The organism is Burkholderia sp. IDO3, assembly GCF_003366075.1.
GTDB lineage: Bacteria > Pseudomonadota > Gammaproteobacteria > Burkholderiales > Burkholderiaceae > Burkholderia > Burkholderia anthina.
This window is the reverse complement of the sequence record NZ_CP028963.1, coordinates 907640-930141: the sequence shown is the minus strand read 5'-3', so window position 1 is coordinate 930141 and position 22502 is coordinate 907640. Positions and strand designations below refer to the sequence as shown.

Here is a 22502-nt window from a genome sequence, read left to right as displayed (position 1 = left end):
TCGTTCCATGCGCACCCTCGACAAACGCATTGCCCCGAACGTGAAGCTCGCCGCGTCGCTCGTCGCGCGCGCGCCGACCCTCACGCTCGCCTATGACGCCCGCTGCAAGAGCCGCCTCGCGGCGACGCTCGACACCGGCGAGGACGTCGCGGTCCTGCTGCCGCGCGGCACCGTGCTGCGCGACGGCGACGTGCTGGTCGCCGACGACGGCGCGCTCGTGCGCGTCGCCGCCGCCCCCGAAACGGTGCTGCGCGTGCGCGCGGCCGACGCGCTGACGCTGATGCGCGCCGCGTACCACCTCGGCAACCGCCATACGCCGGTCGAGATCGGCGACGGTTACCTGAAGCTCGAAGCCGACCCGGTGCTCGCGGACATGCTGCGCCGGCTCGGCACGCAGGTCGAAGAGACGCGCGCGCCGTTCCAGCCGGAAGCCGGTGCGTACGGCGGCGGTCACAGGCACGGGCACGATGCGACGTTCGCCGAAGACTATGCGCTCGCGCAGCAGGTATTCGGCGAGCACCACGGCCACGGCCACGGCCACTCGCACTCGCACTCGCACTCGCACGATCACGATCACGATCACGATCATCAGCATGGTCCGGGCTGCACGCACGGCCACCACGGCCATGACCACCACTGAGCTCGTCGCGCTGCTGCATCTCGCGTCGCCCGCGTTGCCGATCGGCGCGTTCAGCTATTCGCAGGGACTCGAAGCCGCGCTCGACGCGAACCTGATCCGCGATGCCGACTCCGCGCGCGACTGGATCGCGAGCGGGCTGACCGACGTGCTCGCGCACGGGGAGCTGCCGTTCCTCGCGCACCAGCTCGCACGCTGGCACGCGCACGACGCCGATGCGCTGGCACGCGAGAACGCGTGGTTCGTCGCGAGCCGCGAATCGGCCGAGCTGCGCCGCGAGACCGAACAGATGGGCTGGTCGCTCGCGCAGCTCTGCGCGTCGCTCGAATGGGGCGATGCCGCGCGCCGCGCGACGCTCGCGTCGCTGTCGCCGATCGCGCTGCCGACCGCATTCGCCTATGCAGCCGCCGCGCACGACGCCGGCGCCGACGCGACGCTCGCCGCGTACGCGTTCGGCTGGGTCGAAAACCAGACGTCGGCCGCGCTGAAGGCCGTGCCGCTCGGCCAGCTCGCGGGCCAGCGCATCATCGTCGCGCTGCGCGGCGCGATCGACGCGGCCGTGCGCCGCGCGCTCGCCACGCCGCCCGACGCGATCAACACCTTTGCGCCGCAGCTCGGCATCCTGTCCGCGCGGCACGAAACCCAGTATTCGCGGTTGTTCCGCTCCTGAATCCGATACCCGCCATGAACGCATTCGCTCCCTCCTCCGCCCGCCGCACCAAGAAACTGCCGCCGCTGCGCGTCGGCATCGGCGGCCCGGTCGGCTCCGGCAAGACCACGCTGCTCGAAATGCTGTGCAAGGCAATGCGCGAGCGGTACGACCTCGTCGCGATCACGAATGACATCTACACGAAGGAAGACCAGCGCCTGCTGACGGTCGCGGGTGCGCTGCCCGAGGCGCGCATCATGGGCGTCGAGACGGGCGGCTGCCCGCACACGGCGATCCGCGAGGATGCGTCGATCAATCTCGAAGCCGTCGACCGGATGCTGTCGCGCTTTCCCGATGCCGACATCGTGTTCATCGAATCGGGCGGCGACAATCTCGCGGCGACCTTCAGCCCCGAGCTGTCCGACCTGACGATCTACGTGATCGACGTCGCCGGCGGCGAGAAGATTCCGCGCAAGGGCGGCCCCGGCATCACGAAGTCCGACCTGCTCGTGATCAACAAGACCGACCTCGCGCCGCTCGTCGGCGCGAATCTCGACGTGATGGCGTCCGACACGAAGAAGATGCGCGGCGAGCGCCCTTACGTGATGACGAACCTGAAGGCGCTCGACGGCGTCGCGGACGTCGTCGCGTTCATCGAAAGGAAGGGATTGCTGACGGTCTGAGCGGCAAGGCGGCACCCGCGGCCGCCTCGCCTGCTCCGGCGGCATTGCGCCGCCTGCGTCTAGTCGTCGGACGCGTCCTGCGCGCCATCTGTCACGTGCGCGCCGCGCTCGACCGGCGGCAGCAGCGCCGCGAGCACGTCGACCGAACGCGCCGTCGCGCCGCGATGGCGCGACGCGAACGCCGCGCCGGCCGCGCCCATCGCGATGCGTCGCGCATGGTCGGCAAACAGCGCGTCGAGCACGTGCGCGAGATCGAGCGGATCGGCGACCTGCATCGCCGCACCGGCCGCGACCGCGTCGGCGCTCGCCTGCGTGAAGTTGAACATGTGCGGCCCGATCAACACCGGCACGCCGACCGCGCACGCTTCGATCAGGTTCTGCCCGCCGAGCGGCAGCAGGCTGCCGCCGATGAACGCGATGTCGGCCGCCGCGTAGTACGCGCCGAGCTCGCCCATCGAATCGCCGAGCAGCACCGTCACGTCGGCCGGCAGCGGCTCGGCCGCCGGGCGGCCGGCGGCAAGCGCGGCCGCATCGGCGGCCCACGCGGAGCGCCGCACGCACTTGAGCCCGCCGCGCTCGACCAGCGCCTCGACTTCGGCGAAACGCTGCGGATGACGCGGCACCAGAATCAGCAACGCGCCGGGCGTACGCATCGCGGCGAACGCCTGCAGCACCAGCGCTTCCTCGTTCTCGCGCGTGCTGGCCGCGACCCACACGGGCCGCGCGCCGATCGCATCGCGCCACGCGTGGCCGCGCGCCGCCAGCTCCGGCGGCGTCGTCATGTCGAACTTCAGGTTGCCGAGCACCGTCACGTTGCGCGCGCCGAGCGACGACAGCCGCTCCGCGTCGGCCGGGCTCTGCGCGAGCACGCGCGCGAAACCGCCGAACACGTCGCGCGCCGCCGCGCCGAACTTCGCCGCGCGCCGGAACGAACGCGCGGACATCCGCGCATTGGTCAGCACGAGCGGCACGTCCGCGCGGCGGCACTCGTCGATCAGCGTCGGCCATACCTCGGTTTCCATCACGAGGCCGAGCGTCGGCCGCCACGCGCGCAGGAAACGCCGCACCGCGCCGGGCATGTCGTACGGCAGGTAGCAGCGCAGCACGCGACCGCCGAAGATCTGTTCGCCGGTGGCGCGCCCGCTCGGCGTCATGTGCGTGAGCAGGATGCGTGCATCGGGACGCGCGCGCATCAGCGCATCGATCAGCGGCTGTGCGGCGCGCGTCTCGCCGACCGACACCGCATGCACCCACACCAGCGGCGCGCGATCGTCCGGCGAGCGGCCCGCGACGTGGCCGAAGCGCTCGCCGACATGCTCGCGATAGCCGCGCTCCTTGCGCGAACGCACGAAGAGCCGGATGACGGCGACCGGCGCGACGAGCCACCACAGCGCGCGATAGATCGCCCTCAGCATGCGCGGGCTCCGGCGCGGCGAATGCGGTGCGCGCTCAAACCAGCGCCCTGCCCTGCAGGCGTTCGAGAATGCCGAGCGGTGCGCATTCGCGGCGCACCATCGCGTCGACCGGCAGGAAGAAGGTTTGCTCGAGCATGAACTGGCCGGACATCACAGCGTGCGAAGTCTGATCCGAGAAACATATCCACACGCTGCCCGGCGGAAACGGCATCGTCTGCTGCGGGCAGGTTTTCTGGTAGTCGAGATCGGCCTTCATCCCGTCGTGCAGGTTCAGCATCAGGTGGTCGTATGCGCTGCGCGGCGACTTCGTCACGTGCAGCAGGTTCAGCAGCCACGCCGCGCCCGGCAACTGCGGCCGGATCTTCGGCAGGAAGCGCTTCGCGACGTCCTCGAACGGTTCGCCGACGCGCCACACGCGCGGCTGGCCGGCCGGGTTCACGTTGGTGAACACGCGCAGGATCCGCTCGCCGTAGTTCGGCCGCGACGGGAACGCGTCGACGTGCAGCCGGCTGTCGTCCTTGCGCCAGGACGTCTGGCGCGTCTCGACCTGCATCAGCCGCAGGCTCGTCGGCGCGACGCGCAGCTTGCCGCGGTATTCGGGAAAGAGGCCGTCGACGAGCGTGCCCGCCTGATGCTGGAAACGCGCGACGAGCGCGCGCACGGCCGACTGTGTGACGCTGTCGCCGAGCACGCCGGCGAGCGCGCCGCCGTTCGGCGCGAGGCTGATGTTCTTGCGTTTCGGATCGGCGAGCGCCGGATCGAGCAGCGCTTCCTCGCCGCCTTCGATCGCGAAGCGCAGGTGCGGGAAATACAGCACCTTGCCTTCCTCGACCGCGGCCAGCAACTGCTCGCGCGGCGCCGACAGGTTGTGTCCGCTCCAGTCGGCGGACGGGACTTCGATGATCTGGGATTCGCTCATGGTCGATTCGCGTGCGTGACAGACAAGGCAGGCATGACGGGCATTACAGCAGACCGAAGCCCGCGAGCGCCGCCTTCACCTGCGCGATCGACGGCGGCTGCCCCGCCGTGCCGAGATTGACGACGTTCGGCGACCAGTAGCCGCCGGTACGCCAGGCCGTCGAGAAATTGTACAGTTCGACCGTCGGACGCTTCAGCGCGGCCGCGATATGAACCAGACCTGTATCAACCCCCACCGTCGCGGCGGCGCCGTCGATCAGGCCGACCACGGCCGGCAGCGACAGCTTCGGCGGCACGATCGCCGCCTCGCCGAACGCCTGAGCCAGCCGCTCGCTGGTCGTGCGCTCCGCGTCGTTGCCCCACGGCAGCACGAGCGACGCGCCGCGCCGCACGAGCGCCTGGCCGAGCTCGATCCACGCGGCGTCCGGCCATTGCTTGTCGGCGCGCGACGTCGCGTGCACGAACACCACGTACGGCACCGGCAGGTTCAGCCCGAGCGCCGCGACCGCGAGCGCGGCCGCACGCGTGTCGAGGCCGAAGTCGACCGGGTCGGCCGGCGTCGGCGCCGGGTCGCCCAGCGCGGCCGCGACGAGCTCGCGCGAACGCTCGACCACGTGCGTGCGCGGCGCGATCGGCACGCGCTTGCGATAGAAGAAGCGCACGGGCCACTCGTAGCCCGCGCCGTCGGTGCGGTTGCCGAGGCCGACGAGCGGACCGTGCGCCCAGCTCGCGACCCAGGCCGTCTTGATGAGGCCCTGGCAGTCGATCACGAGGTCGTACTGCTCGGCCGCGAGGCGCTTGCGGAACGCGCGGATCTCGCGCCACGTCGCGCCCGACAACGGCTTCTTGCGCCAGCGGCGCAGCGAGAACGGCAGCACTTCACGCACGCCGTCGACGAGCCGCACGAGGTCGACGAAGCTCTCCTCGACGAGCCAGTCGATCTGCGCGTCGGGGTGGCGTCGCCGGATATCGGCGATCACCGGCATGTTGTGCACGACGTCGCCCAGCGACGACACGCGCACGATCAGGATCTTTTGCACGCTGAAAAAACGCCGGCGGACAGCCGGCGACAGGCATAAAGACGCGATTTTATCGCGCCCGGTGAACCACACAGGCAAAAAGCGGCGCACGCAGTACGCGTGCGCCGCTTTTTCGGAAATGGCGCGACGAATCGCCCGGCCGTCGGCCCGGGCGTCGCGCCGGTCGCGGCCCGCAGGCCGCGCGAACTCAGAACGGCAGCTTGACGTCCGGCTTCGCGGCCGTCAGCACGCGGCGGAAGTCCGCCTGGATGCGCTCGAGCCCTTCGCGCGTCTCCGCTTCGAATCGCATCACGACCACCGGCGTCGTGTTCGACGAACGCGCGAGGCCGAAGCCGTCCGGATACTCGACACGCAGCCCGTCGATCGTCACCACTTCGTCCGCGCCTTCGAACTTCGCTTCCTTCTGCAGCTTGTCGATCAGGCGGAAGTTCTCGCCTTCGTCGAGCCACAGCTGCAGTTCGGGCGTGCTCATCGCGTCCGGCAGGCCGTTGAGCAGCGCGCTCGGGTCGGCCGTCTTCGTGAGGATCTCCAGCAGGCGCGCGCCCGTGTAGAGGCCGTCGTCGAAGCCGTACCAGCGATCCTTGAAGAACACGTGGCCGCTCATCTCGCCCGCCAGCGGTGCACCCGTCTCGCGCAGCTTCGCCTTCACGAGCGAGTGGCCCGTCTTCCACATCAGCGGCTCGCCGCCCTTCGCCTTCACCCATTGCGCGAGGTGACGCGTGCACTTCACGTCGTAGATGATCTGCGCGCCCGGGTTGCGCGACAGCACTTCCTCGGCGAACAGCATCAGTTGACGATCCGGATAGATGATCTGGCCGTCCTTCGTGACGACGCCCAGGCGGTCGCCGTCGCCGTCGAACGCGAAGCCGAGTTCGGCGTCGGTGTCCTTCAGCGCCTGGATCACGTCCTGCAGGTTTTCCGGGTGAGCGGGATCCGGGTGGTGGTTCGGGAACGTGCCGTCGATGTCGGTGAAGCGCTCGACGAGCGTGCAGCCCAGCGCCTTGAACAGGCGCGTGGCGAGCGGGCCCGCGACGCCGTTGCCGGCGTCGACGACGAGCTTGATCGGGCGCGCGAGCTTCACGTCGCCGACGATGCGCTCGAGGTACTGGTCGGCGACGTCGAACGCTTCGTACGAGCCGCTGCCCGTCTCGAAGCGCGCGTCGACGATGCGGCGGTACAGCGCCTGGATCTGCTCGCCGTAGATTGCCGCGCCGCGCAGCACCATCTTGAAGCCGTTGTAGTCGGGCGGGTTGTGGCTGCCCGTGACGACGATGCACGAATCGACTCGGCGCTCGCCATCCTTCAGCGCGAGCGGCACGCTCGCCGCGAAATAGCCGACCGGCGTGGGCACCATGCCGACGTCGACGACGTCGACGCCCGCCGCACGCAGGCCGTCGGCGAGTGCGCCAACGAGCTCGGGCCCCGACAGGCGGCCGTCGCGCGCGACGACGACCGCGTCGCCGCCCTGGGCACGCACTTCGCTGCCGAAGGCCCGGCCGATCCCGCGCGCCGTGTCGGCGTCGAGCGTCTTGCCGACCACACCGCGAATGTCATATGCCTTGAAGATGGATTGGGAGATCATCGATTCTCTCTCGGTTGCGTGCATGAAAAGTAATCTGGCCGCCTCGTGCGTGTGCCCGGCATGATACATGCGGGCTCCGCGCAACGAGGAACGGGACGGCGGGAGCGGCCCCGTTCCAACTTATAATTGCAGGTTTTGATGACGCGCATTGCGCCCATTTTAATGCCTAGCCGTTCCGCCGCTGCCGCCAATCTGCCGTCCCCGGGCGCCTTCCCGGCTGCTTCGCACGCGTGCGGCTGTCCCGCATGCTGAAACGATTCGGCAACCCGGACGTCGCGAAGGCCGTCGCAAACCTCGTCTGGCTGGGGCTCGAACGGCTGACGCAGATCGGCGTCGCGATCGCGATCAGCGGCCTTCTGGCCCGTTATTTCGGGCCGGACGTGTTCGGCAAATGGCAGTATGCGAATACGCTTCTCCTCGTACTGGCGCCGCTCACCTGGGTGTGCGGCGCCGAAATCCTGGTTCCGACCATCGTCCAGCGTCCGCCGGCCCAGCTCGGCGCGGTGCTCGGCAGCGCATTCGCGCTGCGGATCGGGGTGTCCGCCGTCGCGCTGATCGCGACCTGGATCGCGATCGGCGCGGGCGCGTTCGATCCGCTCGTCGGCGCGATGCTCGCCGGCCTCGCGGTCACGATGGTGTTTCGCGAGCCGTTCGTCGGCGTGATCAACGCGTGGCTGCAGAGCATGACCTACAGCAAGCCGCAGCTCGTGACCAGCATGGTCACGGCGCTGGCGAAGGCGCTGCTCGTGTGGCTGCTGGTGCGCGCGGCCGCCGGCCCGGCCCGCTTCGCGTGGCTGTGGGCGCTGGAGGCCGCCGCGATCGGCTTCGCGCTGCTGCTCTACTACCGCCATCGTAACGGCGGCACGCTCGGCTGGACGTTCGACAAACCGCTGTTCAGGCACTTTGCGACCGCCGGCACCGTGTTCTGGCTCGGCCTGATCTGCATGTACCTGTTCCTGAAGCTCGACCGCCTGATGCTCGAGCGCCACGTGTCGTTCGCCGACCTCGGCCGCTACGCGGCGGCCCAGCAGCTCAACGAGAACTGGATCACGCTCGCGCTGATGCTCGCGCAGACCATCGCGCCCGCGTTCGTGTACCGCGTGCAGGACGTCGCGCGGCTGCGCCGCAACATCGTCCGGCTGATCGCGATGACCGCCGCGCTGATGACAGCCGGCGCGCTGGTGCTGGACGCGGCCGCCCCGCTCATCGTCGGCAAGGTGTTCGGCCACGGCTACGAGGCGTCGGTCGACATCTTCCGCTGGGCCGTCTGGCTGTCCGTGCCGGCCGGCATCGAGGCGATAGGCAATCTTATCGTTCTCAAATATCAAGCAAAATTCGTGTTGCTGGCGAAATGGGTGCTCGCGCTCGCGATCGCCGCGCTCGTCAACGTGTTCGCCATCCCCCGGCTCGGCCTGTACGGCGCGCTCGTCGGGCTCGCGGCCGGCTATGTCGCGGCGGCCACCGTTAATTTTTATTACATTCGTTTCAAGCTGCGCCCATGACGTCTCCCGATTGCCCGCTCCCGCTCGACGACGTGGCCGTGCTGATGCCGGCCTACAACGGGCACGACGACGTCGCCCGGACCCTCGCGTCGTTTCGCGAGGACGCGCCGGTTCACGTGCTGATCGTCGACGACGGCAGCACGCCGCCGATCGTCGCGCCGGCGCTGCCCGGCCTCGAGATCGAGGTGCTGCGCATGCCGCGCAACGGCGGCATCGAGCGCGCGCTCCAGGCCGGCATCGACGCGCTCGCCGCGCGCGGTTTCCGCTATGCGGCCCGGATCGACGCGGGCGACCTCGCCGCGCCGCAGCGCCTCGCGAAGCAGCGTGCATATCTCGACGCCCACCCGCGCGTAGCCTGCGTCGGCATGTGGACCCAGGTCGTGTCGCGCGCCGGCGAGCCGCGCTTCATGCTGACGCCGCCCGCCGATCCGCGCGCGCTGCGCCGCACGCGCTTCCTGCGCTCGCCGCTCGTGCATCCGTCGGTCATGCTGCGCATCGATGCCGTGCGCGAAGTCGGCAACTATCGCGCGAAGTACCGCGCGGCCGAGGATCTCGATCTTTTTTTACGGTTAATGCAACGCTACGATTGCGCGAACCTGCCGGAGCTCGGCCTTTACTACGAGCTCAACGAGGGCGGGATCAGCGCGACCAAGCGCCGCCGCCAGCTGATGTCGACCCTGTCGCTGCTGCTGCGCCACTTCAACGCGCTGAACCCGTACGACTGGGCCGGCCTCGCCAAGAACCTGCTGCATTTCGTGACGCCGTACCGGACGCTGCAGCGGATCAAGCAGGCGCTGTTCGCCGCGCGGCCGTCCGCCTAGCCGACAAGCCGGCATTTTCGACGCTTTATTTTTCCTTTTTTTCATGTCCGCTACCTCCCCGCTGCGCATCGCGCTCGTGTGCAACACGGCCTGGGCGATCTACACCTACCGCCAAGGGCTGATCCGGGCGCTCGTCGCGCGCGGCGCCGAGGTCATCGTGATCGCACCGCACGACCGCACCGTGCCGCTGCTCGAGCAGATGGGCTGCCGCTACGTCGCGCTCGCGGTCGCATCGAAAGGCACGAGCCCGCGCGAGGACCTCGGCACGCTGGCCGCGCTGGTGCGCCATTACCGCGCGCTCGCGCCCGATCTCGTGTTCCATTACACGATCAAGCCGAACATCTACGGGTCGGTCGCGGCGTGGCTCGCGCGCGTGCCGTCGATCGCGGTCACGACGGGGCTCGGCTATGTCTTCATCCAGAAAAGCCGCGCGGCGAGCGTCGCGAAGCGCCTGTACCGGTTCGCGTTCCGCTTCCCGCGTGAAGTCTGGTTCCTGAACCGCGACGATCTCGCCACCTTCACCGACGAGAAGCTGCTCGCCCACCCCGAACGCGCGCGGCTCCTGCACGGCGAAGGCGTCGATCTCGAACAGTTCGCGCCGGTGCCGCTGCCGGCCGGCGACGCGCCGGTATTCGTGCTGATCGGCCGGCTGCTGTGGGACAAGGGCGTGCGCGAATACGTCGAAGCCGCGCGCGTCGTGCGCCGGCGCTACCCGAATGCGCGCTTCCAGCTGCTCGGGCCGCTCGGTGTCGACAACCCGAGCGCGATCGGCCGCGCGGATGTCGACGCATGGGTCGGCGAAGGCGTCATCGACTATCTCGGCGAGGCGCACGACGTGCGCCCGCATATCGCGGCGGCCGACTGCGTCGTGCTGCCGTCGTACCGCGAGGGCGTGCCGCGCACGCTGATGGAGGCGTCCGCGATGGGCCGCCCGATCGTCGCGACCGACGTGCCGGGCTGCCGCGACGTCGTCGCCGACGGCGAAACGGGCTTCCTGTGCCGCGTGCGCGACAGCGCGAGCCTCGCGGAACAATTGATTCGCATGGTCGAGCTCGGCACGGCCGGGCGCGAAGCCATGGGTGCACGCGGCCGACAAAAAGTCGCGGCAGAATTCGACGAGCAGCATGTCGTCGAACGTTACCGACAGACCATCCATTCGTTGACGGGCATCACACTTTGAAGGAGCGCATCAGCAATGACCGCTAAAGGCACCATCCTCGTCACCGGCGGTGCGGGCTACATCGGCTCGCACACGGCCGTCGAGCTGCTCGACAACGGCTACGACGTCGTGATCGTCGACAACCTCGTCAACAGCAAGGCCGAGTCCGTGCGGCGCATCGAGCGGATCACGGGCAGGACGCCCGCGTTCCACCCGATCGACGTGTGCGACGAAGCCGCGCTCGCGAAGGTGTTCGACGCGCACCCGATCACCGGCACGATCCATTTCGCGGCGCTCAAGGCGGTCGGCGAGTCGGTCGCGAAGCCGATCGAGTACTACCAGAACAACCTCGGCGGCCTGCTCGCCGTGCTCAAGGTCATGCGCGAGCGCAACGTCAGGCAGTTCGTGTTCAGCTCGTCGGCGACCGTGTACGGCGTGCCGGAGCGCTCGCCGATCGACGAATCGTTCCCGCTCTCCGCGACCAACCCGTACGGCCAGTCGAAGCTGATCGCCGAGCAGATCCTGCGCGATCTCGAGGTGTCCGACCCGTCGTGGCGGATCGCGACGCTGCGCTACTTCAACCCGGTCGGCGCGCATGCGAGCGGGCTGATCGGCGAGGATCCGGCCGGCATCCCGAACAATCTGATGCCGTACGTCGCGCAGGTCGCCGTCGGCAAGCTCGAGAAGCTGCGCGTGTTCGGCTCCGACTATCCGACGCCGGACGGCACCGGCGTGCGCGACTACATTCACGTCGTCGATCTCGCGAAGGGGCACATCGCCGCGCTCGACGCGCTCGCGACGCGCGATGCGAGCTTCGTCGTGAACCTCGGCACGGGCCAGGGCTACAGCGTGCTGGAAGTCGTGCGCGCGTTCGAAAAGGCGTCGGGCCGCGCGGTGCCGTACGAACTCGTCGCGCGCCGCCCGGGCGACATCGCCGAGTGCTACGCGAATCCGCAGGCCGCGGCCGACCTGATCGGCTGGCGTGCGACGCTCGGAATCGACGAGATGTGCGCCGACCACTGGAAATGGCAGGAGGGGAACCCCCGCGGTTTTGTATAATCCGCTGTCCATTTTTCGAGCGATCCCATGCTCAGCTTCGCGTCCGGCTTTATCGTCTCCCTGCTCGTCACGTTGTTCATCGTGCGCTACGCGCATTTGCACGAGAAATTCTCGATCGACAGCGACCTGGCCGGCGTGCAGAAATTCCATGTGCGGCCGGTGCCGCGCGTCGGCGGCATCGGGATCCTCACCGGGGTCGTCGCGTCGGCGCTGCTGCTGACGCAGCGCTACCCGACGATCGCCGGCAGCATCCTCGGCATCGTCGCGTGCGGGATGCCCGCGTTCCTGTCGGGGCTCGTCGAGGACCTCACCAAGAAAGTGTCGCCGCGCGCGCGGCTGCTCTGCACGATGGCCGCGGCCGCGCTCGCGTTCTGGCTGCTGAACATCGCGGTCACGCGCATCAGCGTGCCGCCGCTCGACTTCCTGCTCCGCTACGTGGCCATTTCGGCGTTCGTCACCGTGCTCGCGGTCGCGGCGCTGGCGAACGCGATCAACATCATCGACGGCTTCAACGGGCTCGCGTCGATGGTCAGTTTCATGATGTTCGCGTCGCTCGCGTACGTCGCGTTCGAGGTCGGCGACCCGGTCGTGATGTCCGCGTCGATCATCATGATGGGCGCGGTGCTCGGGTTCTTCCTGTGGAATTTCCCGGCCGGCTTGATCTTTCTCGGCGACGGCGGCGCGTATTTCATCGGCTTCATGCTCGCCGAGCTCGCGATCATGCTCGTGATGCGCAACCGCGAAGTGTCCGCGTGGTACCCGGTGCTGCTGTTCATGTACCCGATCTTCGAGACCTGCTTCTCGATCTACCGGAAGAAATTCATTCGCGGGATGTCGCCCGGCATTCCGGATGGCGTGCACCTGCACATGCTGGTGTACAAGCGGCTGATGCGCTGGGCCGTCGGCACGAAGCACGCGCACGATCTCACGCGCCGCAACTCGCTGACGTCGCCGTACCTGTGGCTGCTGTGCCTGATCGCGGTGATTCCCGCGACGCTGTTCTGGCGGCACACGGTGCACCTGTTCGTGTTCGTCGTGCTGTTCGCGCTCACCTACGTATGGCTGTACATCAGCATCGTGCGGTTCCGGGTGCCGCGCTGGATGGTCGTGAGGAAGGAAAAGCGCAGCCACTGAGCGATGTCGGCCGGCGGTTCTCGCCAGACAAAAAAAACGCCCCGCGGGGCGTTTTTTGTTTCGCACGACGGTGACTTACTCGTTCGATACCGCGCGCACCGCCGGCACGCTCTGCAGCACCGGCGCCACCGTCGACTGGTATTCCGGCACCCAGCGCCGCAGATCGCGCCGCACCTCGTCGTCGCTCAGCACGCGATTCTGCATCAGCCACGGCAGCAGTTCGTCGAGCAGGCCGCCCGGCACTTCGCGCGCGCGGGCGATGCGCAGCTTCGGGTGCGGCGTGCGCGTCGTCGCCTCGTCGTCCGCGAGCAATTCCTCGTAGAGCTTTTCGCCGGGACGCAGCCCCGTGAACTCGATGCGGATCTGCCCTTCCGAGAAACCGTACAGGCGGATCAGGTCGCGCGCGAGATCGACGATCTTGACCGGTTCGCCCATGTCGAGGATGAAGATCTCGCCGCCGCGGCCCATGCTCGAGGCCTGCAGCACGAGCTGCGATGCCTCCGGAATCGTCATGAAGAATCGCGTGATCTCGGGGTGCGTGACCGTCACCGGGCCGCCCTTCGCGATCTGCTGCTGGAACTTCGGAATCACGCTGCCCGCGCTGCCGAGCACGTTGCCGAAACGCACCGTCTCGAACTGGGTGTGCCCGCTCGTCTGCTGCAATGCCTGACAGGCCATTTCGGCCAGCCGCTTGCTCGCGCCCATCACGTTGGTCGGATTGACGGCCTTGTCGGTCGAGATCAACACGAAATGGCGCACGTCGTGGCGGATCGCCGCGCGCGCGACGCGGTACGTGCCGAGCACGTTGTTGCGCAGCGCCTGCCACGCGTTGTGCTCTTCCATCAGCGGCACGTGCTTGTAGGCGGCCGCATGGAACACGATGTGCGGCGCATAGCGCGACATCACCTGGTCGAGCAGCAGCGAATCCTTCGCATCGCCGATGATCGGCAGCACCGGCTGGTCGGGGAAGCGCTCGCGCAGTTCCTCCGTGAGCCGGTACATCGCGTATTCGGAGAGATCGAACGCCACCAGTTGCGCCGGCTTGAAGCGGAGGATCTGCCGGCACAGCTCGGAACCGATCGAGCCGCCCGCCCCCGTCACCATCACCACGCGCCCGCGCAGCAGCGCCTCGACGTGCGGCGTGTCGATCGTCACCGCATCGCGGCCGAGCAAATCCTCGAGGTCGATGTTCCGCACCTGCGACAGGAAGCCCTGCCCCGGCATCAGCGCGGTCAGCGACGGCAGCACCATCGCCTTGATGCCGGCGCGCACGCATAGCGTCGCGACGCGGCGCTGCGTTTCGACGGACGCCGACGGAATCGCGATGATCGCGTACTCGACCTTCATCGCGTCGGTCCAGTGCTGCAGGTCGTTGAACGAGCCGAGCACCTTGTAGCCGTAGATTTCGCGGCCCTGCTTGGTGACGTCGTCGTCGAGCAGGCCCACGAGCCGCCATTCGCCCGAACGCGACAGCTCGCGCGCGAGGCTCGCGCCGGCCGTCCCCGCGCCGAGCACCAGTATCGGCTTGCCCTGCCCGACGAGTCCGCCGTACAGGTAGAACTCCTTGGTCGCACGATACAGCGCACGCGCGCCGCCCATCGCGAGAAACAGCATCAGCGGCGACACGAGCAGCACCGAGCGCGGAATGATCGGCGACGGCTGGAACATCACGGCGCCGATCATCACGATCACGCCGCCGCCGATCACAGCCTTCGAGATCCGCATCAGATCGGGCAGGCTCGCGAACACCCACAGGCCGCGATAGAGGCCGAACACGTGGAACATCAGCGCGTAGACCGGCAGCACCCAGAAGAGCGCGGTCGAACCGCCGCTCAGGAAGTCAGGCGGAATACTGCCGTTGAAACGGACGAGATAAGCGAACAACCAGGCGGCCACAACCGCCATCAGGTCGAACAGGAAAGCACTCAGCGACAGCCATGATGCTTTGGATCGCAACATCGGCGGGAAACCTCACGAGTTGTTTTTTGCGGCCGACTGAAACCGGCGCCAACGCATGTCGATCACCAATCCGACACATGCCAGGACGCCGTACCAAGCAACGAACGACAGCCATTGCTGCAGTTCAGGGCGGCCCTTTGCCCACACGGCGACGATTATGCCTGCGAGCATGATGAGGTACCAATAGAGAGCGGTACGACGGTGGCCAACCCCCGATCGAACCATCCTTTGATAATAATGCTCCCGGTGCGCTTGCCAGAACTTTTCTCCGCGTAACAGACGTCTCAAAAGTGTTACAGATGCGTCTGCGATAAAGGGCGAGAACACCAGCGCCGGAAACCAGATGGGCCACACGTCCGTGCGCCAGCCCCAGTAGCCGAGCGCACCGGCGAGAAAGCCGAGCGGAATCGAACCGGCGTCGCCGAGAAACAGCCGCGCCGGATGGAAATTCAGCAGAAGAAAGCCGAGCGCCGCGCCGGCGGCAGCCGCGCCGGCCACGACGAGGTCGGACGACGGATTCGTGCCGCCCAGCGCCGCGACCGCGTAGCCGCCGAAGCCGAACAGCGCCATCCCGCCCGCGAGACCGTCCGCGCCGTCCATGAAGTTGTACAGGTTCGTCAGCCAGACCATCACGAAGCCCACGCCGGCCAGCAGCCACCACGGCGCGGCAGCGGGATAGACGGCGACCAGCGCCACGACCGCGGCGAGGTGTGCGGAGAACCGCACGCGCGCCGGCAGCCCGCGCCGGTCGTCGATCTGGGACAGCGCGGCAAGCCCCGCTGCCGCGGCCGCGATCAGTCCCAGCCGCGGCGCAAGCGCCAGCAGCGCGACGACGCATACGGGCACGATGCCCCATCCGCCCACGCGCGGCGTCGGCAGCGTATGGAGCGAACGATCGTTTGGAATGTCGGTGGCCAGCCGCCATGCGAGACCGGTCGCAAGCAGCACGCGCAGGATGGCCGTCGATGCGACGGCCGCGGCCAGGGCCAGGGCGAACGCGGCCGGCCACGTGGAGATCGGGAAAGACATGTTGGTTAGTTCTGGGTATCGCGCGAACGATACCATGCGGCGGTCGCTTCGAGACCCTGTCGGGTCGTATGGGGAGGTTGCCAGCCGAGCACGCGCCGGATGCGGCTCGTATCGAGCTGCAGGCTGCTGGTCAGGCGGTCGATGGCGGCGCTGCGGCCGGTCAGGCGGCCGGCGAGCCGCAGCGCGGCGAGCGGCACCGGAAAGAGCCGCGCCGGCCGGCCGAGCGCGTCGCCGACCATGCGCAGAAGGCCGGCGACCGACGGCGCGTCGTCGTCGGCGACGTGGAAGCATTCGCGCGCCGCGCGCGGATCGATCACGCAGCGCAGCAACGCGTCCACGAGATTGTCGACGCCGACGACACTGCGGCGCGCGGTGATTGCACCGAGCGGCAGCGGCACGCCGCGCGATACTGCGTCCATCATTCTCAGGAAGTTCGCGCGGACCTCGGGGCCGTACACCAGCGGCGGCCGGACGATCACCGTCTCGAGGCCGGTGTCGTCGCCGAATTGCCGAAGCCGCACTTCGGCATCGCGCTTGGAACGGCCGTACGGATCTTCGGGGCGGGCCGGACTGTCCTCGCGCAGCGGCTGGCCGCCGTCGGTTTCGGCGATGGCCTTGATGCTGCTGACGAACACGATGCGACGCACGCCATGCCGGTGCGCGGCTGCGGCCACGCGCAGCGTGCCTTCGACGTTCATCGCGCGAAACGCGGCGTCCGGATCCGCAGCGGCGTCGTTCATCACATGCACGCGCGCGGCGAGATGCACGACGCAGTCGGCGTCACGGGCCGAGGCCGGCCACTGCGTTTCGATATCGGCGAATTCGGGGCCGGTGTACACCCATTCGTCGACGCCGGCCGGCGCGGTGCCGGCGCGGCGCACGAGGCCGGTCACCCGATGACCGTTCTCGACCAGGGTACGGCACAGGGCGCGGCCCACGAAGCCGCTCGCCCCCGTTACCACGACATGCATCGGCGATGTTTCCAGGCAAAGCGGTTGAGGAAGCAGCATGGGCGCGGCGCGCGACAGGACCGAAGCGCATCTTTTCCATGCTTGAATCAGGCTGGGATGCCCAACAGATCGGCAGTATACCGGCTGCCCTCGCCACCTTCTTGCGCTCAACGCGAAAAGCTCGCCGGGACGGCTGCTCGGGCGGACAAATCGATCACGTCAGCACACCCCGTGCGTCGGACCACCCCCTTTCAAATTCCATTCAGACTACTATCCATACGCGCGCAAGTGGTTGAAAAATCGTGTTTTTTACTGCATGATAGCGACCGTTTCACTATATGACAGCCGACCCGGCATCGCCGGGCGTTAGGACGCGTTGCACAATAAAGCTGCCCATGGGATCCATATTGAACGCACACGAAAATCAGCAAATCAAGAATCCATCCATAAAAATCAGCCCTCTTCTTGACTTATTGATTTTTTTTGCCGTTGCGCTCACGTTGCTGTTGATCAATTGGCACTTGATCAACGTTCACAATCTCGAAGCAACAGATTTCGCAGCAAATAGCCTTCTGATCCAGAAAGCAAAGCATCTCGATCTATTTGTCGGGAATTATTCCCGAGTCGGGTTCTATCATCCCGGGCCGGCAATTCTGTACGTGCTGGCATTCGGCGAATTGCTCTTTCACGACTGGACGCGCCTGCTTCCGTCGGCGTTCTCCGGGCAAATGGTGGCGGTGATTCTGTATAACGCCGCATGGATCACCATCATTTTCCGCATGCTCAGAACCATCGCCGGCTCGACAAGTTACGCCGGCCTCATGATGGCCGTATTTCTATACGTGGTCGCTCGGGAGAATTTCCAGTTCTTTGCCGGAATGTGGTTTCCGGAGCTCTATTTCTTCCCGTTTGCGACCGCGCTGGTCGCTGCGTCCAGATTCGCATCGGGCAAAACCGACGCGCTGTTGCCGCTGGCACTGAGCGCGGGATTCCTGATCAACGGGCATGTGTCGTTCGTGTCCACGCTGGGAATCATTTTCACGTTACTGCTGCTCTATAACCACCTTCAGCGTGACAAGCTTGGACGCGACCAGTACATCTTTTCCCGTGAATACTGGAAAACGAACGGCCGAGCGGTTGCCCGAGCTATTTTCGTTTTGTTTCTCTTTTTCGTTCCGCTGATCATCGAAACCATCCGCCATTTTCCCGGGCCTGTGGCGAGCTATATTTCGTTCGGCAGGCACCATCATGCCAATACGTTCGGCAATATGCTCCGGTATTCAGGCGGATATTGGGGAAGCACCACGGTATTCGTTGTAGCGGTACTCGCAATGGGCGTGATTCTCGCCCGCACCATTTTCGGCAAGCGGCGCGCCGCTCCCGGCAACGGCGTTGCCTTGCTGGCCACGCTCGCTGCGGCGACGGCGGCCATGCTGTTTTACTCGAAGTTCGGCGTCGATGAACTGAATCAGAAATACATCGGCTATTTCTACTATTCGGTTCCCGCACTGACGGCGGGTCTGCTCGTCACATGGGTAACGCGCGCATGCCCGCCACGGCCGTTGAGGCTGGTGGCGACAATCGCGATACCGGTCCTCCTCACTGCTACCGTAGTCAAGATCAACAACACCCCGGATTACGCGAATTTCTATAACGAACCGGGCATCGCCCACCTGTACAACTCGCTCGAGCAGACGAAGCCGAACGGGCGAATCGTGCTCAATCTGGACACCAAGCCGAACCCCGCACATATATGGGAGACGACCCTAGGGCTCCTGATTTATGCAAAACGCTCCGGAACCGATCTGGTTTGCATCAACCAGAACTGGCACATTAGTTATACGAAAGACGCGCAATGTACGCCGAGCGAAATCGCCAACAACGCGGGTTATGAGGTTTCCAACTCGTCGGCGGGCGATCGCGCTCCCACGGATATCGACGGAGCGGGTCTGCTGCTCAGGAGATATCCTGACGATTACGCCGAACTCGGCTTCATTTCAGCCGAAAAGGAGCCGGGCCTGTTCGCATCCGTGCTCAATGGCGGCTGGTCATCCGTCGAATCGCAATTCGTCTGGATGCAAGCAAACGAAGCCCACCTGCTGCTGAAGGTACACAACGGATACTCGGGCACCCTGCAACTGGATCTCGGCGCATTCCTGCCGCGCCCGAATTCCGCCCAGCATCTGACGATCTATGTGAACAGCGCCCCGGCTTACCACGCCACGTTCGACGCCAACACGCCGCGGCAGACGATTCGCATCCCGATCGAACGGGTGGATCAGGGCCGACTCGATATCCGCTTCGTCGATCCCGACATCGTGTCTCCCCGATCCCTCGGCCTGTCCGACGATCCGCGCACACTCGGCGTGTCGCTATACGGACTCGGCCTCGCCCGTTGACGCGAGTTCGAAGGTACTTGAAACCGTCTGCTCATGCTGTTTGATTCGACCCGCCACTGCAGCACCTAACTATGATCGGCAGACCGCTCGTTGTTGACCTCGATGGCACCCTGCTTCGTTCGGACATCCTGATCGAATCCGGGTTCTGTTACCTGAAGTCTTCGCCGCTTCGTTGCCACGCGCCGCTCGCGTGGCTGCTCCGCGGCGGAAAGCCCGTGCTCAAATCGCGGCTGGCCGCCGAGACCGATCTCGACGTCAGCGTGCTGCCGTTCGATCCGCAGATCGTCGAGTGGCTCAAGGACGAACGCGCGAACGGACGCACGATCGTGCTGGCCACCGCCAGCCACGAGAAGTACGCGCACGCAATCGCCGAGCATCTCGCGCTGTTCGACGAAGTCCTGGCGACCGACGACCAGGTCAACCTGTCCGCGCATCGGAAACGGGACCGGCTCGTCGCCCGCTTCGGCGAACATGGCTTCGACTATGCCGGCAACTCGCGCGACGATCTTCCGGTCTGGCAGGCAGCAGAGCGTGCGTACGTCGTCAACGCACCGGCCGCCGTCAAGCGCGCGGCGGAAAAAGCCGGCAACGTCGAGCGTGTGTTCGAATCCCGTCCGCCGGCGCTGAAAACGTGGGCCCGGTCGCTGCGCATGCATCAGTGGCTGAAAAACCTGCTGATCTTCGTGCCGCTGCTTGCCGGACACATGCTGGGCTCGCCCCACCTGATCGTCAATGCGGCGCTGGCGTTCGTCGCCTTCGGCCTCTGCGCGTCGAGCGTCTATCTGCTCAACGACCTGCTCGATCTCGAGGACGACCGGCACCATCCGACCAAATGCCGGCGCCCGCTCGCGTCCGGCGCGCTGCCGCTCGTGTGGGGGCTGGCCGCGTTTCCTGCGCTGCTCGTCGGCGCGTTCGCGCTCGCATACGTCGCGCTGCCGTGGCGCTTCTCGGCGGTGCTGCTCGGCTACTACGCGCTGACGCTGGCCTACTCGGCGGTACTCAAGCGCCTGGTGATGGTCGACGTCGTCGTGCTCGCGCTGCTCTATACGGTGCGGATCGTTGCGGGCACAACGGCCATCGCGACACATCTGACGTTCTGGCTGCTGGCCTTCTCGATGTTCATCTTCCTCAGCCTCGCGCTCGTCAAGCGCTACGCGGAACTGCTGTCGATGAAAAAGCGCGGGCTGACTCAGTCGCGCGGCCGCGGTTACGTCGCGAGCGATCTCGAACTGGTCTCGTCGCTGGGCAGCGCCTCGGGCTATCTGTCCGTGCTCGTGCTGGCGATGTACATCCAGGACCCGAAGACCGCACACCTCTACCGTCACCCGCAGCTGATCTGGCTCGCGTGTCCGCTGCTGCTCTACTGGATCAGCCGGACCTGGATCCTCGCGCACCGCGGCCACATGCATGACGACCCGATCATCTTCGCGGTCCGCGACCGGTTGAGCCTGGTCGTGATCGGCCTGTGCGGCCTGGTGTTCTGGGCGGCGATCTGAACCATGCGCACGGTGCTTTCATGGGGACGCTACCCCGCCCACCCGCAAACCCCGCACGACGTTGCGTGGCGCAACGACCTGCCCGGAACCTGGGCAGGTGTCGTCGGCGCGCATGAAACCACGCTCGCCTACGGCAACGGCAGAAGCTACGGCGACAGCTGCCTGGCCGCTTCCAGCCACGTGCTGCGAACCCGCTCGCTGGACCGGCTGATCGGCGCGAACTGGGAAACGGGCGTGCTGCGCGCGGAGCCCGGCATCACGCTCGAGCAGATTCTGGAAGTCGCGATACCGCGCGGCTGGATGCTGCCCGTCACGCCCGGGACCAAATACGCGACGCTGGGCGGGGCCATCGCGAACGACGTGCACGGCAAGAACCATCACGTGCGCGGCACGTTCGGCCGTCATGTGCGCCGCTTCATGCTGGCCCGCAGCGACGGCGCGATGCTCGAATGCGCGGCGGACGCGAACGCAACGCTCCATGCCGCGACGATCGGCGGCCTGGGCCTGACCGGATTGATCCAGTGGGCCGAGATCCAGTTGATGCCCATCCGGTCGAGCCGCATCGACGTGACCAGCATCCGCTTCGGTGATCTCGACGAGTTCTTCGCGCTGTCGGAAGCCTACGATCCCGTGCACGAATACAGTGTCGCCTGGGTGGATTGCCTCGGGCGGGGCGAGCAACTCGGGCGCGGCATCTTCATGATCGGCGACCATGCGAGCGAGGGGCCGCTGGAAGTCGACCGGCGCGGAAAACGCACGGTGCCGTTCACCTTTCCGGCGCCGATTTTCAACAAGGCGACCCTGCGCGCGTTCAACGGCCTGTATTATCACCGCCAGCAGACCCGCGAAGTCCGCTCCACCGTCAGCTACGACCAGTACTTCTATCCATTGGACGGCCTGCTCGAGTGGAACCGGATCTACGGGCGCCGCGGCTTCCAGCAATATCAATGCGTCGTGCCGCGCGCGGTGGCCCGCGATGCGACGCGCGACATGCTGCGCGCGATCGCCGACAGCGGAACCGGATCGTTTCTGGCCGTGTTGAAGCGTTGCGGAGACGTCCGGTCGCCCGGGCTGCTGTCGTTCCCGATGGAGGGCACGTCGCTCGCGCTCGATTTTCCACAGCGCGACGAACAGAACCGCCGGCTCTTTGCCGTCCTCGACACCATCGTCCGCGAGGCCGCGGGAAGAATCTATCCGGCGAAGGACGCCCATATGACGGGCCAGGACTTCCGGACGGCCTATCCGGACTGGGAACAGGTCGAAACCCTGCGCGATCCCGCGCTGCTTTCCCGTTTTTGGGATCGCGTCACCCGTACATGACCATGCAGAAAAAGATACTGATAGTAGGTGCGACCTCAGGCATTGCAATGGCCTGTGCACGCGTCTGGGCCGCTCAGGGCGCCCGGCTGTTCCTGGTCGCGCGCAACGCTGAGCGCCTGCAACAAGTGGCCGACGACCTGCTGACCCGCGGCGCGACGCTCGCGGCCACGCACACGCTGGACATCAACGAACTGGGGCAGCACACCGCGATGCTCGACGACTGCCGGCGCGCGTTCGACGGCGCGCCCGACATCGTGCTGGTCGCACCGGGCACGCTGCCCGACCAGGCGCTATGCCAGGCCGACCCTGCCGTTGCCGTGCGCGAATTCAACACCAATGCGACGTCGGTGATCGCATTGCTGACCACGATCGCGAACACGCTCGAGGCGGCACGAAGCGGCGCGATCGCAGTGATCGGCTCGGTCGCCGGCGACCGCGGCCGCCCGTCCAACTATCTGTACGGCAGCGCGAAAGCCGCGCTCGCCACGTTCTGCGAAGGCCTGCGCGCACGGCTCTACAAGGCCGACGTCCACCTCGTCACGATCAAGCCCGGCTTCGTGGCCACCGCGATGACGGCGGGGCTGCCGCTGCCCGGCCCGCTCGTCGCGTCGCCGGAGAAGGTCGCGAAGGACATCACCCGGGCCATCGAGAAGAAGAAGAACGTGCTGTATACGCCGTGCTTCTGGTCGCTGATCATGCTGATCATCCGCTCGGTGCCGCAGTTCGTCTTCAAGCGCCTGTCCCTGTAAC

General features: G+C 66.8%; 19 protein-coding genes. 12 read left to right on the top strand and 7 right to left on the bottom strand.

Features of this window, described 5'->3' with window-relative positions:
* The first annotated feature begins 7 nt into the window (after nucleotides 1-7).
* From ureE to ureG, 3 genes are read left to right on the top strand one after another with little or no spacing between them, the layout of a single operon-like run.
* On the top strand, nucleotides 8-640 hold the full coding sequence (gene ureE, locus DCN14_RS18765; protein ID WP_096503459.1) for an urease accessory protein UreE: 633 nt from the start codon (nucleotides 8-10) through the stop codon (nucleotides 638-640).
* Nucleotides 627-1307 carry an urease accessory UreF family protein gene (locus tag DCN14_RS18760; RefSeq protein ID WP_096503457.1) on the top strand — a complete coding sequence of 227 codons (681 nt, stop codon included), beginning with the start codon at nucleotides 627-629 and terminating at the stop codon, nucleotides 1305-1307. Before ureE ends, DCN14_RS18760 begins: the two co-directional genes overlap by 14 nt.
* A 14-nt stretch (nucleotides 1308-1321) precedes the next feature.
* Nucleotides 1322-1969, top strand: coding sequence for an urease accessory protein UreG (gene ureG, locus DCN14_RS18755; RefSeq protein ID WP_096503455.1), 648 nt, complete (start codon nucleotides 1322-1324; stop codon nucleotides 1967-1969).
* Between the two features lie 59 nt (nucleotides 1970-2028).
* On the opposite strand, the gene waaA is transcribed toward ureG, so the two are convergent.
* From waaA to DCN14_RS18735, 4 genes are all read right to left on the bottom strand, one after another.
* Nucleotides 2029-3384, bottom strand: coding sequence for a lipid IV(A) 3-deoxy-D-manno-octulosonic acid transferase (waaA, locus tag DCN14_RS18750; protein ID WP_096503453.1), 1356 nt, complete (start codon nucleotides 3382-3384; stop codon nucleotides 2029-2031).
* Between the two features lie 34 nt (nucleotides 3385-3418).
* The gene (locus DCN14_RS18745) at nucleotides 3419-4303 is read right to left on the bottom strand and encodes a Kdo hydroxylase family protein (RefSeq protein ID WP_096503451.1); all 885 of its coding nucleotides are present in this window, start codon (nucleotides 4301-4303) and stop codon (nucleotides 3419-3421) included.
* A gap of 43 nt (nucleotides 4304-4346) precedes the next feature.
* Entirely contained in the window at nucleotides 4347-5375 is a 1029-nt protein-coding gene (gene waaC, locus DCN14_RS18740) for a lipopolysaccharide heptosyltransferase I (protein ID WP_346265279.1), read from the bottom strand.
* 154 nt (nucleotides 5376-5529) lie between these two features.
* Nucleotides 5530-6924 (bottom strand): phosphomannomutase/phosphoglucomutase, encoded by a 1395-nt coding sequence (locus DCN14_RS18735; protein ID WP_096503447.1) that lies wholly within the window; start codon nucleotides 6922-6924, stop codon nucleotides 5530-5532.
* 245 nt (nucleotides 6925-7169) lie between these two features.
* Between DCN14_RS18735 and DCN14_RS18730 the strand changes: the two genes are divergently transcribed.
* Genes DCN14_RS18730 through DCN14_RS18710 form a run of 5 tightly spaced genes read left to right on the top strand, consistent with a single transcriptional unit; the run spans nucleotide 7170 to nucleotide 12599 of the window.
* Nucleotides 7170-8426, top strand: a complete 1257-nt coding sequence (locus DCN14_RS18730) for an oligosaccharide flippase family protein (RefSeq protein WP_096503445.1) — start codon at nucleotides 7170-7172, stop codon at nucleotides 8424-8426.
* Nucleotides 8423-9247: a glycosyltransferase gene (locus DCN14_RS18725; protein WP_096503443.1), complete on the top strand. Its 825-nt coding sequence runs from the start codon at nucleotides 8423-8425 to the stop codon at nucleotides 9245-9247. Before DCN14_RS18730 ends, DCN14_RS18725 begins: the two co-directional genes overlap by 4 nt.
* A 43-nt stretch (nucleotides 9248-9290) precedes the next feature.
* Nucleotides 9291-10427 carry a glycosyltransferase family 4 protein gene (locus DCN14_RS18720; protein ID WP_096503441.1) on the top strand — a complete coding sequence of 379 codons (1137 nt, stop codon included), beginning with the start codon at nucleotides 9291-9293 and terminating at the stop codon, nucleotides 10425-10427.
* Between the two features lie 15 nt (nucleotides 10428-10442).
* Nucleotides 10443-11465, top strand: a complete 1023-nt coding sequence (galE, locus tag DCN14_RS18715; RefSeq protein WP_096503439.1) for a UDP-glucose 4-epimerase GalE — start codon at nucleotides 10443-10445, stop codon at nucleotides 11463-11465.
* 27 nt (nucleotides 11466-11492) lie between these two features.
* The gene (locus tag DCN14_RS18710) at nucleotides 11493-12599 is read left to right on the top strand and encodes a glycosyltransferase (RefSeq protein WP_096503437.1); all 1107 of its coding nucleotides are present in this window, start codon (nucleotides 11493-11495) and stop codon (nucleotides 12597-12599) included.
* Between the two features lie 75 nt (nucleotides 12600-12674).
* On the opposite strand, the gene DCN14_RS18705 is transcribed toward DCN14_RS18710, so the two are convergent.
* From DCN14_RS18705 to DCN14_RS18695, 3 genes are read right to left on the bottom strand one after another with little or no spacing between them, the layout of a single operon-like run.
* Nucleotides 12675-14558 (bottom strand): nucleoside-diphosphate sugar epimerase/dehydratase, encoded by a 1884-nt coding sequence (locus DCN14_RS18705; protein WP_096503435.1) that lies wholly within the window; start codon nucleotides 14556-14558, stop codon nucleotides 12675-12677.
* A gap of 12 nt (nucleotides 14559-14570) precedes the next feature.
* On the bottom strand, nucleotides 14571-15623 hold the full coding sequence (locus DCN14_RS18700) for a glycosyltransferase family 4 protein (RefSeq protein WP_096503433.1): 1053 nt from the start codon (nucleotides 15621-15623) through the stop codon (nucleotides 14571-14573).
* On the bottom strand, nucleotides 15593-16558 hold the full coding sequence (locus DCN14_RS18695; RefSeq protein WP_096503431.1) for an SDR family oxidoreductase: 966 nt from the start codon (nucleotides 16556-16558) through the stop codon (nucleotides 15593-15595). The genes DCN14_RS18700 and DCN14_RS18695 overlap by 31 nt, the downstream gene beginning before the upstream one ends.
* Nucleotides 16559-16944: 386 nt before the next feature.
* On the opposite strand from DCN14_RS18695, the gene DCN14_RS18690 reads away from it, so the two are divergent.
* The 4 genes from DCN14_RS18690 (at nucleotide 16945) to DCN14_RS18675 (ending at nucleotide 22501) form a co-directional block, all read left to right on the top strand.
* Nucleotides 16945-18936 (top strand): hypothetical protein, encoded by a 1992-nt coding sequence (locus tag DCN14_RS18690; protein WP_143331664.1) that lies wholly within the window; start codon nucleotides 16945-16947, stop codon nucleotides 18934-18936.
* Nucleotides 18937-19007: 71 nt separating this feature from the next.
* Nucleotides 19008-20432, top strand: a complete 1425-nt coding sequence (locus tag DCN14_RS18685) for a UbiA family prenyltransferase (RefSeq protein ID WP_096503427.1) — start codon at nucleotides 19008-19010, stop codon at nucleotides 20430-20432.
* 3 nt (nucleotides 20433-20435) lie between these two features.
* Nucleotides 20436-21752 carry an FAD-binding oxidoreductase gene (locus DCN14_RS18680; protein WP_096503425.1) on the top strand — a complete coding sequence of 439 codons (1317 nt, stop codon included), beginning with the start codon at nucleotides 20436-20438 and terminating at the stop codon, nucleotides 21750-21752.
* The gene (locus tag DCN14_RS18675; protein WP_096503423.1) at nucleotides 21749-22501 is read left to right on the top strand and encodes an SDR family oxidoreductase; all 753 of its coding nucleotides are present in this window, start codon (nucleotides 21749-21751) and stop codon (nucleotides 22499-22501) included. Before DCN14_RS18680 ends, DCN14_RS18675 begins: the two co-directional genes overlap by 4 nt.
* Nucleotide 22502 lies beyond the last annotated feature (1 nt).

Bases quoted from the DNA above. Each gene is read 5' to 3' on its own strand.
- ureE (WP_096503459.1), top strand. From the start codon at position 8: ATGCGCACCCTCGACAAACGCATTGCCCCGAACGTGAAGCTCGCCGCG.
- DCN14_RS18760 (WP_096503457.1), top strand. From the start codon at position 627: ATGACCACCACTGAGCTCGTCGCGCTGCTGCATCTCGCGTCGCCCGCG.
- ureG (WP_096503455.1), top strand. From the start codon at position 1,322: ATGAACGCATTCGCTCCCTCCTCCGCCCGCCGCACCAAGAAACTGCCG.
- waaA (WP_096503453.1), bottom strand. From the start codon at position 3,384: ATGCTGAGGGCGATCTATCGCGCGCTGTGGTGGCTCGTCGCGCCGGTC.
- DCN14_RS18745 (WP_096503451.1), bottom strand. From the start codon at position 4,303: ATGAGCGAATCCCAGATCATCGAAGTCCCGTCCGCCGACTGGAGCGGA.
- DCN14_RS18735 (WP_096503447.1), bottom strand. From the start codon at position 6,924: ATGATCTCCCAATCCATCTTCAAGGCATATGACATTCGCGGTGTGGTC.
- DCN14_RS18730 (WP_096503445.1), top strand. From the start codon at position 7,170: ATGCTGAAACGATTCGGCAACCCGGACGTCGCGAAGGCCGTCGCAAAC.
- DCN14_RS18725 (WP_096503443.1), top strand. From the start codon at position 8,423: ATGACGTCTCCCGATTGCCCGCTCCCGCTCGACGACGTGGCCGTGCTG.
- DCN14_RS18720 (WP_096503441.1), top strand. From the start codon at position 9,291: ATGTCCGCTACCTCCCCGCTGCGCATCGCGCTCGTGTGCAACACGGCC.
- galE (WP_096503439.1), top strand. From the start codon at position 10,443: ATGACCGCTAAAGGCACCATCCTCGTCACCGGCGGTGCGGGCTACATC.
- DCN14_RS18710 (WP_096503437.1), top strand. From the start codon at position 11,493: ATGCTCAGCTTCGCGTCCGGCTTTATCGTCTCCCTGCTCGTCACGTTG.
- DCN14_RS18705 (WP_096503435.1), bottom strand. From the start codon at position 14,558: ATGTTGCGATCCAAAGCATCATGGCTGTCGCTGAGTGCTTTCCTGTTC.
- DCN14_RS18700 (WP_096503433.1), bottom strand. From the start codon at position 15,623: ATGGTATCGTTCGCGCGATACCCAGAACTAACCAACATGTCTTTCCCG.
- DCN14_RS18695 (WP_096503431.1), bottom strand. From the start codon at position 16,558: ATGCATGTCGTGGTAACGGGGGCGAGCGGCTTCGTGGGCCGCGCCCTG.
- DCN14_RS18685 (WP_096503427.1), top strand. From the start codon at position 19,008: ATGATCGGCAGACCGCTCGTTGTTGACCTCGATGGCACCCTGCTTCGT.
- DCN14_RS18680 (WP_096503425.1), top strand. From the start codon at position 20,436: ATGCGCACGGTGCTTTCATGGGGACGCTACCCCGCCCACCCGCAAACC.
- DCN14_RS18675 (WP_096503423.1), top strand. From the start codon at position 21,749: ATGACCATGCAGAAAAAGATACTGATAGTAGGTGCGACCTCAGGCATT.